Source organism: Pedobacter nyackensis (genome assembly GCF_032678475.1).
Lineage (GTDB): Bacteria > Bacteroidota > Bacteroidia > Sphingobacteriales > Sphingobacteriaceae > Pedobacter > Pedobacter nyackensis_A.
In genome coordinates this window covers 331,828-349,031 of record NZ_JAVTSF010000002.1, presented here as the reverse complement: position 1 = coordinate 349,031, position 17,204 = coordinate 331,828, and the positions used below count along the sequence as shown (strand labels likewise).

Below are 17,204 nucleotides of genomic sequence, written 5' to 3'. Positions count from 1 at the left end.
AACCTCCTTTTATTTAATGATGCTTTGCGGTTACAATTTCCACAAGTAAGTTTAAACTATTCGTGGTGATAAGGTTCACCTTTTAATATGCTGAATGCCCTGTATAGCTGCTCTACAAAGAACAACCTGACCATCTGATGGGAGAAAGTCATATCAGATAATGACATGCTGCCATTCGCCCGTGCATAAATGCTTCCATCAAAGCCATAAGGGCCTCCAATAATAAATACCATATGTTGAACACTGCCAATCATTTGTTTGTTGAGGTAACTTGAAAATGCAACCGAAGTGTATTTTTTGCCCTTTTCATCCATCAGAATAACAGTGTCAAGATTGCTGATTTGTTTAAGGATCAATTCTGCTTCCTTAGATTTCTGCTGTGCTTCACTAAGGTTTTTAGTGTTTTTAATCTCCGGAATAACCGTTAGGTTAAAGCCTATATAATGTTTTAACCTGTTTAGGTATTTTTCAATACCTTCAATCAGGTACTTATCTTCTGTTTTACCTACAACCAGTAAAGTGATCTTCATTTATTTTATCTTTATACCTAAAACAATTCGTAACATCTTATGTTGACCTGGGTCAAAGTCTAAAGCCCATCAATTATTCAGGAATCAAATATAATGGTAAAAACAAAACATAGCATCTTATCCAACTATCAAAATAACACAGACAAGCAACAAAAAGAAATTACGAACCTTAAACGGAAGCTGACTGCGATCTCTTTTTCAAGGTTGGGATTATTTATTGCGGAGATTATTATTGTTGTCCTCATCATTAATTTTGGATACGAATGGTACTTTGGTGCATTGGCTGTAGTGCCGGTTTTGCTGTTCATGGCTCTTGTAAAAAAACAGATTAAAGTACAAAAGGAATTGACCTATGCAGAGAAACTGCTTTGGGTTTATCAAAATGAAGTAGATCAACTGACTATAGGAAAAAATGGTTATAATGATGGGACGATTTATGTAGATGAATATCACCCCTATACATCGGATCTTGATATATTTGGTCAGGGGTCATTGTACGCTTTTGTCAACCGTTGTAACACCCAGGAAGGAATGGATATTTTGGCTGCTAATTTAAATCAGCCTAATGATCAAATTACGATTGAGCAAAGACAGGGCGCAATTGTAGAATTAAAAGAACATATTGATCAAACTTTTCATTTTAGAGCGGAACTTCAGAACCACAAACCTGGACAATTAGGGCTTATTACTCGAAAACTTCAGGAGCAATTGCCGGAACAGTTAAATTTTACCCGTAATAAGCCATTACGTTTATATGTTAAAATTGTTCCATTCATTATGGTTGGAATATTTGGATTGGGACTAATATTTGGTAGTTGGGCCTGGCAGTTATTTGGCTTTGCTGCACTGGTTAATATGGGCTTAACATTTTTTAAGATGAGCCATATTAATAAGGTTTACTACGGGTTTAGTAAAGAGTCCAGTTTGCTAAGCGCATTTGCGGATACAATTAAATGGACGGAAGATGTAGCCTGGAAAAGTTCTTATATACAACGCCTTTTTGGCGATGCCAATCATACGCAACCCATTAGTAAGCAGATTCATAAATTGTCTTCCATTATACAGGACTTCGATGCCAGGCTTAACGATATTGTAAGCCTTTTTCTAAATGTTTTTATGACCTGGGACTTAAGGTGTTCAATTGCACTGTGTAAGTGGCATGATCAGTTTGCAGAACAGACTGTAGAGGGAATGAGGAGGATTAGTCGCTTTGAAGAGTTAATCTCTTTTGCTACTCTTACTTATAATCAACCAGAATGGAATTTCCCTGGTATAGTTCCTTCGTTTACACTGAAAGCAGTTGAATTAGGGCACCCGCTTATACCTGAGCAGGTGAGGGTATTAAATAGTTTTAATGTAGAAACTAAACCTACCGTTGACATTGTGACGGGTTCTAACATGGCAGGTAAAAGTACTTTTTTAAGAACCGTAGGTATAAATATGACGTTGGCCTTTGCAGGCGCGCCGGTATGCGCAGCGCAAATGTCCTTATCTATCTTTAAAGTGCTTTCGTATATGCGTATAAAAGATTCCTTAAATGATCAGACCTCAACATTTAAAGCAGAGCTGAACAGGCTTAAAATGATTTTAGATGCAATACAGTCAAATCAAAACTCCTTTGTATTGATTGATGAAATGTTAAGGGGAACGAATAGTAAAGATAAATACCTCGGTTCAAAGGTTTTTATCGAGAAGCTGATTGAACAAGGAACTCCGGCATTATTTGCTACACATGACCTGCAATTATCGGAGATGGAAGGAGACCATTCTACGAAGATCCGGAATTATCATTTCGATATACAGATAGCCGAAGGTGAAATGGAATTTGATTATAAATTAAAACATGGCCCTTGTAAAACGTTTAATGCTGCATTATTGCTGAAACAGATCGGTTTAACGCTAAACTAATCCCATCAATAAAAGGCATTATATACCTTTTATCCAGGTCGAAATTTTTTCAAGTGCAGCAGCATTTATGGTTTCTTCAATATTGCCATATTCTGTCTCTGCACCTGTTGTTCCCTTTTGAAACAAATGGTTTAGTCCTTCCATTGGAACGATTTCGAAACGCTTATTCCCCGCTTTTTCAAGTCCCGTTTTAATTCCTGCTAAATTTGCAGTGGATTCAACCTGAAAGTCGAGGGTGCCATTAAGGGCTAATACCGGACATTTTACCTTCGTTAAGTAAAGGCTTGGGTCAAAGCCTATAAAATATCTGAACCAGGGTCTTTTGTAATTGTTAAGGGTTTGTTGAACTATAGTTTCCTTCCCGGCCCGGTCCAGTTTCTCTAATGGCATCAGATCAAGTTCTTTGCGAAGTGCAAGCTCAACTTCCAGGGCCGCCTGCTCTAACGGAGAATCTTTGGCGTCTTTCATTGCTGTAAATATTTTTAGATTCGTAGCCATTTTTTTAGCCACTTCATCGGCAGGAGCACCAGCGAGTTTCATTGCATCGGCAATCTGCTGTGCGTACAATTGATAGATTGGAATTCCGGGGCCACCCATTAAAACAATATATTTTACCTTTGGGTTTCTACTGGCAACCATTGGAGCTATCATACCACCTTCACTATGTCCGGTTAATCCTATCATCATATTTTTAAGGTCGGCTCGGGAAGAGATGTAATTTACCGCAGCATCTACGTCATCAGCAAGATCCCCCGTTGTAGCCTGAGCAAAAACACCAGTAGATTTGCCTACCCCTCTATCGTCATACCTTAATACGGCAATTCCCTGACGGGTTAGATAATCACTAAGAACTAAAAAGGGGCGGTGATTATATTGTACCAGTTCTGCATTTCTGTTTTGTGGCCCCGATCCTGTAATTAAAATGACAATTTTGTTGGTTTTACCATCTGTCGGTGTGGTTAATGTTCCTGCAAGCGTATTTCCATTAACAGAATTGCTAAAGGTTACCTCTTCCTGCTTGTAAGGAAATTCCTTAGGATCCTGAGGTCTTGGCTGTATTTTAGCTGCCAGTTCTTTTCCGGGCGTGGTGCTCAATACCAAAGCTGTGCGGAAGCCCCCCTGTTCAAAAGTTCCGTTTATTTTATTGCTGTCGGGTACATATGTCCCTGTATATTTCATGCCTATAGTCGAAGACTCAACAATTAGAGTCTTATTTACATAAGAAGTTTTACTTGCCGGCATACCTTTGGCGCCCTGTTGAGGACTATCCATAGTGGTATTGTATTCATTGCCATTTTTGTTCACATGAAAAACGAGGCCTAATTGTGTGCCCTGGATGTTTAATGTGCCATACCAAGTTCCAATAGGCTCCTGAGCGAACAATACATTACTCAGTAAAATAAAAACTATTGTTGAATATAAACTCTTCATCATAAGATGTAAATTAAACTTTATTATGATAAGTTGTATATAAAAATTATAAACGGGCGACAAGCTTAACACTAACTTCATAAATGATTAGCATATTGCTCGTTATAAAGAAAAGGTATGATCAAGGCATCTGATTTTGGAAAGGATTTTGTATGGGGGGTAGCTACAGCTGCAGCTCAGATTGAAGGTGCTGCGGAGGAGTATGGAAAAGGCTTGTCTATCTGGGATACCTTTTCTAAAAGATCAGGAAAGATTAAAAAAGGCCATCAATTAACAACTGCATGTGATTTTTATCATAAGTATAAGGAAGATATAGCGATGGTTAAGCTATTGGGCTTTCAGGTTTTTCGTTTCTCCATTTCTTGGCCTCGTATTTTTCCTGAAGGAAAAGGTAAGGTGAATCAGGAAGGGATTATGTTTTATCATAGGCTTATCGATGAATGCTTACTGCAGGGAATAGTACCTTATGTTACGTTATACCACTGGGATTTGCCAGAGGCTTTGGAAGATGAGGGAGGTTGGGCCGCTTTTTCCATAAATCACAGCTTTAATCAGTTTGTAAGTTTATGTGCAAAAGAATATGGTGATAAAGTGAAGAACTGGATTGTATTAAACGAGCCTTTCGGCTTTACTTCTCTTGGCTATATGCTAGGAATTCATGCACCAGGGAAAACAGGCCTGACTAATTTCTTTTCTGCTGTCCATCATGCTGCAATAGCACAAGCTGATGGAGGTAGAATACTGAGGGCTGAAGTAAGGAATGCAAATATTGGTACCAGCTTTTCTTGTTCCGAAATTATTCCTTATACAGACAGGGAATCTGATGTACTGGCAGCCAGAAGGGTAGATTGCCTGATGAACCGACTATTCATTGAACCTTTATTAGGATTAGGTTATCCTACAGCCGACTGGGAGGTAATGGAAAAGTTTTCTATTCAACATTCCACATGGCGGCATACAGAACGGCTTACCTTTGATTTTGATTTTATAGGTATTCAGAATTATTTTCCGCTTACCATAAAATACAATGCTTTTATTCCTGTAGTACAAGCCTGGGAAGTGAAGGCTAAGAGTCGTAAGAAGCCTCATACTGCAATGGGCTGGGAGATTAATGCGAATAGTTTTTATAATATTATAAAACAGTTTTCTGCATATAAGGGGATTAAGAGTCTGATGATTACTGAAAATGGCGCGGCCTATCATGATAGGACCGTAAACCAGCAGGTTAATGATGAGGAACGGATTACATACTTTCAACAATATCTGGCAGCTTTATTAAAAGCAAAGCAAGAGGGGCTTAACATTACAGGCTATATGGCCTGGACATTAATGGATAATTTTGAGTGGGCCGAAGGATTTAATGCCCGCTTTGGATTAGTGTATACAGATTTTAAGACTCAACAAAGAACAATTAAAGATTCAGGACTTTGGTTCAGGGACTTCCTTAGCCATTAATTTTCGTATCTTAACCTAAATCTCTGAAATTATGGATAAGATTGTCGTATTCGAAACCTATTATAATCCAATAGAAGCCAATATTGTGAAAACGAGACTGATAGACAGTGGTGTGCAATGTTTTCTTTCTGATGAAAATACCATTACCATTAATCCGCTGTATACACAGGCCCTGGGTGGTGTAAAATTGCATTTATTTGAAAGAGATGTAGAAACTGCCAGAAATATCCTTCAGGATGAGGATGTGCAGATTGCTTTGGACAATGCTGTAGAGCAGCAATCTGATTCAATAGCTGAAGATAAAGACCCCAATGTAATAGCTTGCCCTGTTTGTGGTTCAACGAACGTTGGTTACGTACAGGCAACAAAAAAGCGCTTTGGTATATTTACGATAATTGTTTCCTTGCTGCTGTTGGTATACCCATTTTCAGTGAAGAAAACCCATCATTGTTTCGATTGTAAACATGAGTTTGAGTAAGTGCAAGCTTCCTTTTAATTTAAAAATCCCGTTTCGAAGCTATTCAAAACGGGATTTTTTATAATAAAATATATTTTAGAATCCGAATCCAAGCGCGATACCTGTACGGATACCCATACCTTCGATACCACCTTTGATGTCTGGTTCATTAGTGCCAGCCGTTGCTTTGTATTTTCCGCTGTTGTAGGCCGGACCGAAAAACAAGTCCAGTGTAAAACCGCTTGAATATACCCACTGGCGGCCAATTAAAGCACCACCACCAAATGAAGTATATTTACCTTCATCACCTTCATCAGAAAGCTTGTAGTCTTGATATCTTAAAAAAGGCGCAGCATACAGACCACTCAAAGCATTTTGTTTGAAATAAAAACGTACTTCAGGTGTAATTGCCAGACCTGTAAATTTAGTGTCGCTGATTTTGATGCCAGTGTAAGCCACACCAAGCTGTGCCGACATGCCGTCGTTAATTTTGCGCTCGTAAAACACAGAGCCGGTTTTTAATAAAGCGCTTATTGGATTGATTTTTAGAGTGTTGGATTCTTGTTGCGCTTTCGCACTAAAGAACGTTAATGCCGTTACAGCACATAATAGGAGTTTCCTCATAATTTAATTTTTTGGTTAATTTGTTTGTTTAAGCGGCAAAGATTAAACTTTAAGTTGACCAATACAAATAAAAAAATCCCATTCCGCTTTTATTTGGAATGGGATTATATAACTGGACGTTAAGCATATTGCCTAAAGCAATTTATTTATAGTGCAGCTTTTGCAGCAGCTTCTCTGCGAATGATATTTAAAGCACCTCCTGCTTTAAACCACTCAATCTGCTGTGCATTATAGCTATGGTTTACAGTGATCTCTTCTTTAGATCCATCAGCATGGTTCAATACCAGTGTTAAAGGAACATCAGGAGTGAAAGTAGTTAAACCTACAATATCAATAGTATCACCTTCAAGAATTTTATCGTAATCATCCTTGTTGGCAAATGTTAAGCCAAGCATACCTTGTTTTTTAAGGTTTGTTTCGTGAATACGGGCAAATGATTTTACTAATACTGCACGAACACCTAAGTGACGTGGCTCCATAGCGGCGTGCTCGCGGCTTGAACCTTCACCATAGTTTTCATCACCAACCACAATAGAGCCAATTCCTGCGGCTTTATAAGCACGTTGGGTAGCTGGTACCGGACCATACTCACCTGTTAGCTCATTCTTAACGGTGTCAGTTTTTTCGTTGAAGAAGTTAACTGCACCGATCAACATGTTGTTAGAAATGTTATCTAAGTGACCACGGAATTTCAACCATGGACCAGCCATAGAGATATGATCTGTAGTACATTTTCCTTTTGCTTTGATCAGGAGTTTCAAGCCTTTAAGGTCTGTGCCTTCCCAAGGAGTGAAAGGATCAAGCAACTGTAATCTGTGTGAAGTTGGAGAAACAATTACTTGTACGCCACTTCCGTCTTCGGCTGGCTGCTGATAACCTGCATCCTCTACAGCATAACCATTTACTGGCAGTTCATCGCCTTTTGGTGCATCTAATTTAACCTGCTCACCTTTACTGTTGGTTAAGGTATCAGTTAATGGATTAAAACTAAGATCACCTGCAATAGCAATTGCTGCTACAATTTCCGGAGATGTTACAAAAGCATAAGTATTAGGATTACCATCAGCACGTTTCGCAAAATTTCTGTTAAACGAGTGTACGATCGTGTTTTTCTTTTGCTTATCTGCACCAACCCTGTCCCACATACCGATACATGGTCCGCAAGCATTGGTAAAGATCTTAGCGTTCAGGTCTTCAAAAGTTTTCAATAGACCATCACGGTTAGCGGTGTAACGTACTTGCTCAGATCCCGGATTGATACCAAAATCAGCTTTAGTTACCAAGCCTTTATCAATTGCTTGTTTTGCAATAGATGCAGCTCTTGATAAATCTTCGTATGATGAGTTGGTACAAGAACCAATTAAACCCCATTCTACTTTTAATGGCCATCCGTTCGCAGCAGCAGCTTCTTTCATTTTAGAAATAGGCGTTGCCAAATCCGGTGTGAAAGGACCATTTACGTAAGGCTCAAGCTCAGAAAGGTTGATCTCGATCAGTTGATCAAAATATTTTTCAGGATCAGCATAAACCTCAGCGTCACCAGTTAAATGTTCTTTTATTGCATTTGCAGCATCAGCAACATCTGCTCTGTTGGTCGCACGTAAATAACGCTCCATGCTCTCGTCATAGCCGAAAGTAGAAGTAGTTGCACCAATCTCGGCACCCATGTTACAAATGGTTCCTTTACCAGTACAGCTCAGGTTTTGTGCACCTTCACCAAAATATTCAACGATTGCACCAGTACCACCTTTTACAGTTAAGATACCGGCAACTTTAAGGATTACATCTTTTGGAGAGGTCCATCCGTTAAGTTTTCCTGTTAATTTAATACCAATCAGTTTAGGGAATTTAAGCTCCCAGGGTAAACCAGCCATTACATCACAGGCATCAGCACCACCAACACCAATGGCAACCATACCTAAACCACCTGCGTTTACAGTGTGTGAGTCTGTACCAATCATCATTCCGCCCGGAAAAGCATAGTTTTCCAATACCACCTGATGTATGATACCAGCACCTGGTTTCCAGAAACCAATGCCGTATTTATTAGAAACTGAGGCTAAAAAGTCGAAAACTTCCTTGCTCTCTGTGTTTGCAGCAGGTAAATCTACTTCTGCGCCGAATTTAGCTGTAATTAAGTGATCACAGTGAACTGTAGATGGAACAGCTACCTGTGGTCTGCCTGCCTGCATAAACTGCAATAAAGCCATTTGTGCAGTTGCATCTTGCATGGCCACACGGTCAGGAGCAAAATCTACATAATCAACACCTCTGTTGTAAGAAGTATTCGTGTTTCCCTCCCAAAGGTGGGTATAAAGTATTTTTTCTGAAAGTGTTAAAGGTCTGCCTACTAATTTACGGGCCGCCTCTACACGGGGGCCAAAGTTTGCATACACCTTTTTGATCATTTCTATATCAAAAGCCATTGATAATATGTGTTAAAAGGGTAAGTTATTACTATAATTGGTAGCGAATTTACAAAAAAAAACAGGCGATATTGATCATAAGCAGATCATTATATTATTTATACCTATTCTAAATAATTAAGTTGTGCGGAAATATATTATAAGCACCCAAACTGATACCCTTTGTCATTGAAAAACTTTAAAATCAGGGGCAAGGTATACTTGAGTCTGTCAAACGCTTTTAAGCTGTCATGAAATACAATAACAGAACCGTTGCGTGTATTTTTAATCACATTTTCATAACACTTTTCCGGAGAAAGTTCAACGTCGAAGTCCCCACTTAATACGTCCCACATGATGATCTCCATATCAGGGTATTTAGATTTTATACCGGTTATCTGTGATTTTTTGATCCTCCCGTATGGAGGTCGGAACAAATTTGTATTGGTTAGTTCCTGACATTTTTTAACATTCTCAAGGTAAACATGATCTGTTGTTTTCCAGCCTTTAAGGTGATTGAAAGTATGATTGCCTATCCGATGCCCATCTTTTTTGATCTGGTTAAAGACAGTTGGGTGTTTCCTGATATTGTCACCAATACAAAAGAAGGTAGCTTTTGCATCAAAGTCTTTTAAAGTTTTTAAAACAAAGGTTGTAACATCGGGTATAGGTCCATCGTCAAAGGTTAAATAAATGACTTTATCATTCCGGGTTTTATTCCAGGTTAAAGATGGGTAATACCATTTTAATAAAAGTGGAGATTTGACCAGGTACATGTTCAAATGTAAGTTGTTTATATTAATATTGTGAAAAAAATCTATGAAGACAATCATCTCCTATAATGCCTTTTCAAAGCATCTTCTGGCTTTAACATTTGTTTTCGTCACCGCCTTTGCACAAAAGACTGTTGCTCAAGAGGTGATTACCATACAACGGGCCATAGAAGTTACATTAAATAACAACTTGCAGATTACCAAATCAAAGTTGAGTGAACGTCTGGCTGAAGAAAACTTTAAGCAAGCAAAGCTTGCTCAATATCCTACTTTAAATGCATCAGCAGGACAGAATATGAACTGGGGTCGTAATAACGTGAGTTCGGGTGTTTATGAAAATACACAGAATTATAGCTTTAGTCCAGGTGTTGGTGTCGGTATTGATGTATTTAATGGTTTCGCTAAAGTAAACCAGGTGAGGCAGAATAAAATTCTTTTGGAAGCAGGTAAAGTCGGTACCGATAAAATTAAAAATGATCTTATTTTACAAGTCGTTACTTCTTACATGGAAATTTTATATAATAAAGATCGATTAAAGGCTTCAAAAGAACAGCTCGAAGTTTCCCGCAAGCAATTGAAACAACAGCAGGAGCTTTTGGATGTAGGAAATAAAACGCTCGCAGATCTGGCGGAGTCGAAATCACAGGTCGCTATTGCAGAGTTAGATGTGACAAATGCCGATAATGCGCTCACCATTTCGTTCATTACACTGGCACAATTAATGGATATTCCATCCTCAAGCAGGTTTGAAGTTCAAGCTCCTGATATTTCTAATATTGTCCGTTCATCTAATATATATGGTGCCGAGCAAGTATATGCTGACGCATTAGGTATATTTCCTGATATTAAATTGGCTGCTTTACAAACACAAGCTGCAAAAAAGGGTATTGACATCGCAAAAGGTAGCTTATATCCCCGTTTATCTTTAAGTGGTAACTATGGCTCTTTTTATAACTATAATTATAATTTACCTGCAAATATTCAAAATGAGTCATTTAGGACCCAGATAGAAAACAACGTTTCGAAGGGCCTGGGTTTAAGTTTAAGTATACCAATCTTTAATGGCCTTCAAGCCAGGTCTGGTATTAAAAAAGCGCAGATTAATTTATTGCAAACCCAAGCTGATGAACAAATCACTAAAAACAATTTAAACAAAATTATATATCAGGCAGTGGCCGATTTAAAGGCTGCCGAAAGTACTTATGCTTCCGCAAATAAAGCTTTTGAAGCGCAAAAGGAAGCTTTTTCAGTTCTTGAGCAACGCTATAATGTAGGGCTTGTCAATTCCCTTGATTACAGTACCTCGCAGACAAAAAGGAATACGGCGGAAATAGACATGATCAGAGCAAGATACGACCTTCTGTTCAAGGCAAAGGTGATAGATTATTATTTAGGTAAACAAATCGTTTTTTAACGTTCATAGAGATTCACATAACATATACAAGAATGAAACTAAAGACCATATTAATTATAGTGGGTATTATTGTCGTCCTGATTGGTATTGGCGCATATACCGGGGTGATAGGAGGTGATAAGGAGGAGAAGATTACTACTGAAAAAGCTGCAAACAGAAAAGTGATAGAAACGGTAACCGCCAGTGGTAAAATTCAACCTGAAACTGAAGTAAAGTTAAGCTCGGAAGTATCAGGTGAGGTTACAGAGCTTTTGGTTAAGGAAGGCGATGTTGTTAAAAAAGGGCAGTTGCTCGTTAAAGTACGTCCTGATGTGCTTAAATCAGGTTATGATCGTGCTGTTGCTTCTTATAGCTCCCAGAAGGCAGGTGTAGCAGCTGCAGCACAGATGTTAAAACAAGCCGAAGCTAATTTTACGAATGGTGAAGTTACTTATAAACGTAATGTTGAACTGTTCAATAAAAAGGTAATCTCAGCTTCGGAGTTCGATGCTGCAAAAGCGGCATTTTTAACTGCGAAAACAAATCTTGGAAGGGCAAAAGAAGACCTTAGTGCGGCGAAATTTAACCTTGAACAATCTGGTGCAAACGTACAAGAGGCAAGTGCAAACCTTGCAAAGGCTACGATATTTGCTCCGGTTGATGGAGTGATTTCTAAGCTTTCTGTTGAGTTGGGAGATCGTATTTTAGGTACCGTGCAAAATGCAGGAACCGAGATCATGCGTATTTCAAACCTTTCGTCTATGGAAGTAAACGTAGATGTGAACGAGAACGACATCAACAGGGTAAAGGTTGGCGATAATGCGACTATTGAGGTGGATGCATTTGCTGATAAAAAGTTTAAAGGCACAGTTACCGAAATAGCCAGTTCTTCTAAGGATGTGGGTACGGCAACCAGCTCAGTAGATCAGGTTACTAATTTTGTAGTGAAGGTTCGTATTCTGGCTGAATCTTATGATAAATTAACAAGTGGAGCTAAAGACCTTCCTTCTCCTTTCAGGCCAGGTTTGTCTGCCACTGTTGATATTGAAAGCGATATGGTAGAAGGTTTATCGGTTCCTATCCAGTCGGTGTTTACGATTGATAAAAAGAAAGAGAACGATAAAAAACAAGAAGATAACCAGGAGAATGCTGACAAACAGAAGTCTAAACTAACTGATAAGAAAGTGAAACAATATGTTTATCTGTACAATGCGGATCAAACTGTTAAGCAGGTTGAGGTAACGACAGGTATTCAGAATGATCAATATATCATTGTTAAAACCGGACTTAAAGACGGACAGGAAGTTGTGACTGGTCCTTATTCGGCTATCCAAAACAAATTAAAAGACGGAATGAAAGTAAAGAAAGTAACTAAGGATCAATTGTTTGCTGATCCTGCCAAGAAGTAAACTTTATCAATACTTTTTAAATGAGTAAATTGTCCCGGTTTAAAACATTAGACCGGGATTTTTTATTTATAATGTATGATACCTAAAGTCGCAATGATTGGTGGGGGTAGTTGGGCTACTGCTATTATAAAAATGCTCTCAGATAATTTTTCTGCAAAAGAGATTTATTGGTGGATGCGAAATGCAGAAGCCATAACGCATCTTCAGAAGTATAAGCATAATCCGAATTATTTAAGTTCGGTGGAGATCCGGATTCCTGAAGATAATATCTCTGATGATATTTCTTTTGTCATAAAACAGGCAGATTATATTGTACTAAATGTACCAGCAGCCTTTCTAAAGGAAACTTTGAAAGATGTTACACCAGAACAATTAAAAGGGAAAAAAGTCATATCTGCGATAAAAGGGATTGTGCCTGATGAAAACCAGATCATTGGCGAATTTCTTCATCAGAAGTATAACATTCCATTGTCAGATATTCTGGTGATTAGTGGACCTTGTCATGCAGAAGAGGTTGCGCTGGAGAAATTGTCTTATCTGACAATTGCTTCTGTGAACGTAGGACTTGCTGGCTTTTTTGCGAACCTTTTAAATACGCGTTATATTAAAACAAATATTTCGGATGATATTTTTGGGACAGAGTACGCTGCGGTGTTAAAGAATATTTATGCAGTGGCCAGCGGTATTTGTCATGGTGTTGGCTACGGAGATAATTTTCAGGCAGTATTAATTTCAAACGCTATCCGCGAAATCAAACGTTTTGTTGATGCTGTTCATCCAATAACGAGAGATATCAAAGAGTCCGCTTATCTGGGAGATTTATTAGTTACCGCATATTCACAATTTAGCCGTAACAGAACTTTTGGTAATATGATAGGGAAGGGGTATACTGTAAAATCTGCTCAGTTGGAAATGAATATGATTGCCGAAGGTTATTATGCGGTGAGTTGTATGCATCATATCAATAAGAAATATAAGGTAGATATGCCGATTAGTCGTGCTGTTTATGCAATCTTGTATGAGAAGCATTCGCCTCATATCGAAATGCGCCTGCTGACTGAACAGTTAAACTAGGTGTCAAACAAATCAATACTTTAGCTTGTTAATGACTTTGTATATAAACTCATTAACTATGAAAATAAAGTATTTAACAGGCGTGTTGGCATTTGCGATCTGTACTTCACTTGCCATCAATACCAACGCACAAGAGAAAAAAGAAAGTGGGGTAGGTAAGGCTCTCGATAAAACGGGTAAAGCTATCGGTAAAACAGCCACCACTGTCGGTAATAAAACTGCTGAGGTTGCTGTAAAGGGAACCGCAAAAGTTGCCGATCAAACTTTTAAAGGTAAAATGGCTCCAGATGGTTCAGATGTATATATTGATGGTAAAAACAAAAAATATTATATCAATAAAAAAGGGGCAAAGATTTATCTTAAAGCGTCGCAGATAAAAACAAGACCTCAGACAAAAAAATAGGGTGAAAAAAAAGCCTCCGGAAATCCCGGAGGCTTTTTGATATATATGATGGTTGCAATTAAGATCTACGTCTTCTATCGCCGCCATTTCCGCCGTCACGTCTGCCAGCACCAGATCCACCTCTATCTTCACGGCTTCTTCCAGAGAAATCTCTGAAACCTCCGCCGCTATTACCACCTTCACGTCTGTTGCCACCGCCATAGCCTCTGCGCTCACCGCCTTCGCGTCTTCCGCCACCGTAGCTTCCGCCTTCACGTCTGCCACCGCCACCAAAGCCGCCACGACTACGACCACCGCCGCCATCACCATCAGCTGTTTTTTCTATTCTTACACCGCGATTGTTAAATTCAACACCTTTAAAGTTATTGAATAACGACTCAACGGCTGAATTTTCAACTTCAAAGAATGAGTAAACACCTTTAAGGTCAATTTTACCAATACCTTTTCCGCTAATTTTACCGTTATTGCAAACAAAAGATAATAAATCACCTCGTGTAAAATCATCAACAGAACCAAGGTTGATAAATAAGCGGGTATAGCCGTCACTTGTTCTTGGGCCTCTTTCTCCACGCTCACCACGTTCACCTCTTTCGTCAGCAGACGAATTCAGATCCGGTGCGTTTTTGTAGTATTCTAAAAAGCGGTTAAACTCTAAAGATGCAAAACGTTTGATCACCTCATCTTTGCTCAGTTCTGCAAACTCATCCATGATGCGTGGCATGTACTGCTCAATCTGGCTTTCATTAACTTCAACATTGTGAACCTTGTGTACTAAAGCAAACAGTTGTTTTTCGCAAACGTCAAAACCAGTAGGAAGCGCAGCTTTTGTAAACTGTTTTCCAATGATCCTTTCAATCTGACGGATTTTACCCAGCTCTTTCGAGTTTACGATACAGATAGAAACACCTGTTTTTCCGGCGCGACCGGTACGGCCACTACGGTGGGTATAACTCTCAATTTCATCAGGTAATGAATAGTTAATTACGTGGGTAACGTTGTTTACGTCGATACCACGGGCAGCAACATCAGTCGCAATTAACAATTGCATGTTACGGTCGCGGAAACGTTGCATTACCTTGTCACGTTGTTGCTGAGATAAGTCACCATGCAAAGCATCGGCATTGTAACCATCTTTAATCAGGTGCTCAGCTACATCCTGGGTATCCAGTTTGGTTTTACAGAAAACTACTGCAAAAATTTCCGGATTAAAATCCACAATGCGTTTTAAAGCAGCGTATTTATCTCTTGCACGTACAATGTAGTACTCATGCTCAATATTTACGTTACCAGTGTTTTTTGTACCCATGGTTAACTCAACAGGTGAGTCCATGTAGTTTTTAGCTATTCTTCTAACCTCAGGAGGCATAGTTGCAGAGAATAACCATGTTTTTTTGTCGTCAGGTGTAGTAGACAAAATATCGTTAATGTCTTCCTGGAAACCCATGTTTAACATTTCGTCAGCTTCATCAAGTACTACAAACTTCACGTTACTGAAGTCTATAGCCTTACGGCCAATAATGTCCAACATGCGGCCCGGTGTAGCCACTACAATTTGTACACCGTTTCTAATTTCACGCAGCTGCTGCATAATGTTTGCGCCACCGTAAACGGCAACAACATTAGCACCACTGATGTTTTTTGAGAAATTCTTGATGTCGCTAGTAATCTGCAAGCAGAGCTCTCTCGTTGGGCATAAAACTAATGCCTGAGGCTTATTGCTCTTGAAGTCTATCAATTCTAACAGCGGCAAACCAAATGCGGCTGTTTTTCCTGTTCCTGTTTGGGCCAAACCAACAAAATCGTTATTGCCCTCTAACAGCACAGGAATACTTTGCTCCTGAATAGGTGTTGGATTTTCGAAACCTAAATCCTTTACAGCATTAACAACGTCATCACTTATCCCCAATTTACTAAATGGGTTTATCATGTATAATTATTTATTAAGCCGCAAAGGTAAGTTTATTTTTTGGTATTTTACTGATTCGTAACTAAATAAAAATCAGAGTATTAATTATCTGAGCCTGTCGGCCGACCTTAATAACTGCTCGTCTTTTCTAATTCCACGTATTGCAAGCATACAAAATATGAGGGCAAAAAGGAATAAAGAAGAACCCAAATGGACAGAAGATCCTGTTATTCCTCCCGGAAATAAGGACGCATTTAAAGCTGATAATACTGCTGTAACGATGATAAGTATCATGTTAATCATGATTAATCGTTTTTGCATTGGACGGTTTTTAAATTGAAAAATACAGGTAAGACATAATAAAATAGATACTCCGTTTAAGATCATTGCGCCTATAGGTGTGGTCGAAATACTTGTTCCATTTGCCTCTTTTACCGTCTGATGATGTCCGTCTATATATAATTGATATTCGGTATTGTTTACGCTCTTTGTTAGTAATGGTAAAAAAAACAGGCAGATCAAGGTTAATGCTGCTAGTAAAAGCCAAATAGATTGCACTCTTTGTATCATATCAGTTTAATAATTTCCACAAATATATCAAAACACAGATACTTAGCAATCCGATATCCGATTAAAAAGATAATTTTGTACTCTTGAATATGCAACGGTATTTTATCGAATTGTCGTACGACGGCACCACTTATCACGGCTGGCAAATACAGCCAAATGCTTTCACTGTACAGGAATGTCTGGACAAAGCTTTGTCTGTTTATTTCAGACAGTCAGTTGTTACACTGGGCTGTGGACGTACAGACAGTGGTGTACACGCCACGCAATTCTACGCACATTTTGATTTGCAGGCCGAAATTGCAACGACAGAGGGGGAGCCAGTTGTAAAAGTACCGGATCCGCTAAGATCAGTAACCGGTATAAATTCTTTATTACCTTATCAAATTGCCGTTAAACGTGTTTTTGAGGTCGATGATGATGCTCATGCACGTTTTGGTGCTACCGAACGTGCTTATCACTACCATATTCATTTTCATAAAAATCCTTTTAAACTGAATCGTTCCTGGTTGTACAAAGGTGAGTTGGACATGGAACTTATGAACGAAGCTGCAAAGTTATTGTTAACCTATACCGATTTTTCATGTTTCAGTAAATCAAATACACAAACCTTTACCAATAATTGTAAAGTTACAGAAGCTTTTTTTGAAAGGAAGGATGGAAGTCTGCAGTTTACCATCAGGGCTGACAGGTTTTTAAGAAATATGGTACGTGCAATTGTCGGTACACTGATCAGGGTAGGTAAAAAAGAACTTAGCCTTGCACAGTTTAAAGAGATTATTGAAAGTAAGAATAGAAGCAATGCCGGACAGTCTGTTCCAGCCTGTGGTTTGTATTTAGTAAATGTAATTTATCCATTCGTAAAATAA

15 protein-coding genes are annotated in these 17,204 nt (G+C 38.7%); 8 read left to right on the top strand and 7 right to left on the bottom strand.

The genetic code is table 11. From position 1 onward, the window contains the following. Positions 1-56 precede the first annotated feature (56 nt). Positions 57-530: a 23S rRNA (pseudouridine(1915)-N(3))-methyltransferase RlmH gene (gene rlmH, locus R2Q84_RS09010; RefSeq protein WP_316816213.1), complete on the bottom strand. Its 474-nt coding sequence runs from the start codon at positions 528-530 to the stop codon at positions 57-59. A gap of 93 nt (positions 531-623) precedes the next feature. On the opposite strand from rlmH, the gene R2Q84_RS09005 reads away from it, so the two are divergent. Beyond that, a complete protein-coding gene (locus tag R2Q84_RS09005; protein WP_316816212.1) occupies positions 624-2,438 on the top strand; it encodes a MutS-related protein in 1,815 nt (604 codons plus the stop codon). Positions 2,439-2,456: 18 nt separating this feature from the next. Here R2Q84_RS09005 and R2Q84_RS09000 read toward each other — a convergent pair whose 3' ends face one another. Further along, positions 2,457-3,872, bottom strand: coding sequence for an alpha/beta hydrolase family protein (locus tag R2Q84_RS09000; RefSeq protein WP_316816211.1), 1,416 nt, complete (start codon positions 3,870-3,872; stop codon positions 2,457-2,459). Positions 3,873-3,986: 114 nt separating this feature from the next. Between R2Q84_RS09000 and R2Q84_RS08995 the strand changes: the two genes are divergently transcribed. Both R2Q84_RS08995 and R2Q84_RS08990 read left to right on the top strand, forming a co-directional pair. Next, on the top strand, positions 3,987-5,324 hold the full coding sequence (locus R2Q84_RS08995) for a GH1 family beta-glucosidase (protein ID WP_316816210.1): 1,338 nt from the start codon (positions 3,987-3,989) through the stop codon (positions 5,322-5,324). Between the two features lie 31 nt (positions 5,325-5,355). Further along, complete coding sequence (locus R2Q84_RS08990) at positions 5,356-5,802, top strand: putative signal transducing protein (protein WP_316816209.1); 447 nt, start codon at positions 5,356-5,358, stop codon at positions 5,800-5,802. A 75-nt stretch (positions 5,803-5,877) separates the two neighbouring features. Here the strand turns inward: R2Q84_RS08990 and R2Q84_RS08985 are convergent, their stop codons facing one another. The 3 genes from R2Q84_RS08985 to R2Q84_RS08975 form a co-directional block, all read right to left on the bottom strand. Then, positions 5,878-6,405 (bottom strand): DUF3575 domain-containing protein, encoded by a 528-nt coding sequence (locus R2Q84_RS08985; protein ID WP_316816208.1) that lies wholly within the window; start codon positions 6,403-6,405, stop codon positions 5,878-5,880. A gap of 146 nt (positions 6,406-6,551) precedes the next feature. Continuing rightward, positions 6,552-8,831, bottom strand: a complete 2,280-nt coding sequence (locus R2Q84_RS08980; RefSeq protein ID WP_316816207.1) for an aconitate hydratase — start codon at positions 8,829-8,831, stop codon at positions 6,552-6,554. Between the two features lie 137 nt (positions 8,832-8,968). After that, complete coding sequence (locus tag R2Q84_RS08975) at positions 8,969-9,586, bottom strand: polysaccharide deacetylase family protein (protein ID WP_316816206.1); 618 nt, start codon at positions 9,584-9,586, stop codon at positions 8,969-8,971. A gap of 43 nt (positions 9,587-9,629) precedes the next feature. Between R2Q84_RS08975 and R2Q84_RS08970 the strand changes: the two genes are divergently transcribed. The 4 genes from R2Q84_RS08970 (at position 9,630) to R2Q84_RS08955 (ending at position 13,862) form a co-directional block, all read left to right on the top strand. Next, entirely contained in the window at positions 9,630-10,997 is a 1,368-nt protein-coding gene (locus R2Q84_RS08970; protein ID WP_316816205.1) for a TolC family protein, read from the top strand. A 32-nt stretch (positions 10,998-11,029) separates the two neighbouring features. Beyond that, positions 11,030-12,385 carry an efflux RND transporter periplasmic adaptor subunit gene (locus R2Q84_RS08965; protein WP_316816204.1) on the top strand — a complete coding sequence of 452 codons (1,356 nt, stop codon included), beginning with the start codon at positions 11,030-11,032 and terminating at the stop codon, positions 12,383-12,385. A 75-nt stretch (positions 12,386-12,460) separates the two neighbouring features. Continuing rightward, positions 12,461-13,459, top strand: a complete 999-nt coding sequence (locus R2Q84_RS08960) for an NAD(P)H-dependent glycerol-3-phosphate dehydrogenase (RefSeq protein WP_316816203.1) — start codon at positions 12,461-12,463, stop codon at positions 13,457-13,459. A 58-nt stretch (positions 13,460-13,517) separates the two neighbouring features. Next, positions 13,518-13,862, top strand: a complete 345-nt coding sequence (locus tag R2Q84_RS08955; RefSeq protein WP_316816202.1) for a hypothetical protein — start codon at positions 13,518-13,520, stop codon at positions 13,860-13,862. A 58-nt stretch (positions 13,863-13,920) separates the two neighbouring features. Here the strand turns inward: R2Q84_RS08955 and R2Q84_RS08950 are convergent, their stop codons facing one another. Further along, positions 13,921-15,789, bottom strand: coding sequence for a DEAD/DEAH box helicase (locus R2Q84_RS08950; RefSeq protein ID WP_316816201.1), 1,869 nt, complete (start codon positions 15,787-15,789; stop codon positions 13,921-13,923). Between the two features lie 84 nt (positions 15,790-15,873). Continuing rightward, positions 15,874-16,338, bottom strand: a complete 465-nt coding sequence (locus R2Q84_RS08945; protein ID WP_316816200.1) for a DUF4293 domain-containing protein — start codon at positions 16,336-16,338, stop codon at positions 15,874-15,876. A gap of 89 nt (positions 16,339-16,427) precedes the next feature. Here R2Q84_RS08945 and truA point away from each other — a divergent pair, with 89 nt between their 5' ends. Continuing rightward, positions 16,428-17,204, top strand: a complete 777-nt coding sequence (truA, locus tag R2Q84_RS08940; RefSeq protein WP_316816199.1) for a tRNA pseudouridine(38-40) synthase TruA — start codon at positions 16,428-16,430, stop codon at positions 17,202-17,204.

Excerpts from the sequence above, each read along its gene's own strand:
- R2Q84_RS08960 (WP_316816203.1), top strand. The coding sequence starts at position 12,461 with ATGATACCTAAAGTCGCAATGATTGGTGGGGGTAGTTGGGCTACTGCT.
- R2Q84_RS08995 (WP_316816210.1), top strand. The coding sequence starts at position 3,987 with ATGATCAAGGCATCTGATTTTGGAAAGGATTTTGTATGGGGGGTAGCT.
- R2Q84_RS08985 (WP_316816208.1), bottom strand. The coding sequence starts at position 6,405 with ATGAGGAAACTCCTATTATGTGCTGTAACGGCATTAACGTTCTTTAGT.
- R2Q84_RS08980 (WP_316816207.1), bottom strand. The coding sequence starts at position 8,831 with ATGGCTTTTGATATAGAAATGATCAAAAAGGTGTATGCAAACTTTGGC.
- R2Q84_RS09000 (WP_316816211.1), bottom strand. The coding sequence starts at position 3,872 with ATGATGAAGAGTTTATATTCAACAATAGTTTTTATTTTACTGAGTAAT.
- truA (WP_316816199.1), top strand. The coding sequence starts at position 16,428 with ATGCAACGGTATTTTATCGAATTGTCGTACGACGGCACCACTTATCAC.
- R2Q84_RS09005 (WP_316816212.1), top strand. The coding sequence starts at position 624 with ATGGTAAAAACAAAACATAGCATCTTATCCAACTATCAAAATAACACA.
- R2Q84_RS08975 (WP_316816206.1), bottom strand. The coding sequence starts at position 9,586 with ATGTACCTGGTCAAATCTCCACTTTTATTAAAATGGTATTACCCATCT.
- R2Q84_RS08945 (WP_316816200.1), bottom strand. The coding sequence starts at position 16,338 with ATGATACAAAGAGTGCAATCTATTTGGCTTTTACTAGCAGCATTAACC.
- R2Q84_RS08955 (WP_316816202.1), top strand. The coding sequence starts at position 13,518 with ATGAAAATAAAGTATTTAACAGGCGTGTTGGCATTTGCGATCTGTACT.
- R2Q84_RS08990 (WP_316816209.1), top strand. The coding sequence starts at position 5,356 with ATGGATAAGATTGTCGTATTCGAAACCTATTATAATCCAATAGAAGCC.
- R2Q84_RS08965 (WP_316816204.1), top strand. The coding sequence starts at position 11,030 with ATGAAACTAAAGACCATATTAATTATAGTGGGTATTATTGTCGTCCTG.
- R2Q84_RS08950 (WP_316816201.1), bottom strand. The coding sequence starts at position 15,789 with ATGATAAACCCATTTAGTAAATTGGGGATAAGTGATGACGTTGTTAAT.
- rlmH (WP_316816213.1), bottom strand. The coding sequence starts at position 530 with ATGAAGATCACTTTACTGGTTGTAGGTAAAACAGAAGATAAGTACCTG.
- R2Q84_RS08970 (WP_316816205.1), top strand. The coding sequence starts at position 9,630 with ATGAAGACAATCATCTCCTATAATGCCTTTTCAAAGCATCTTCTGGCT.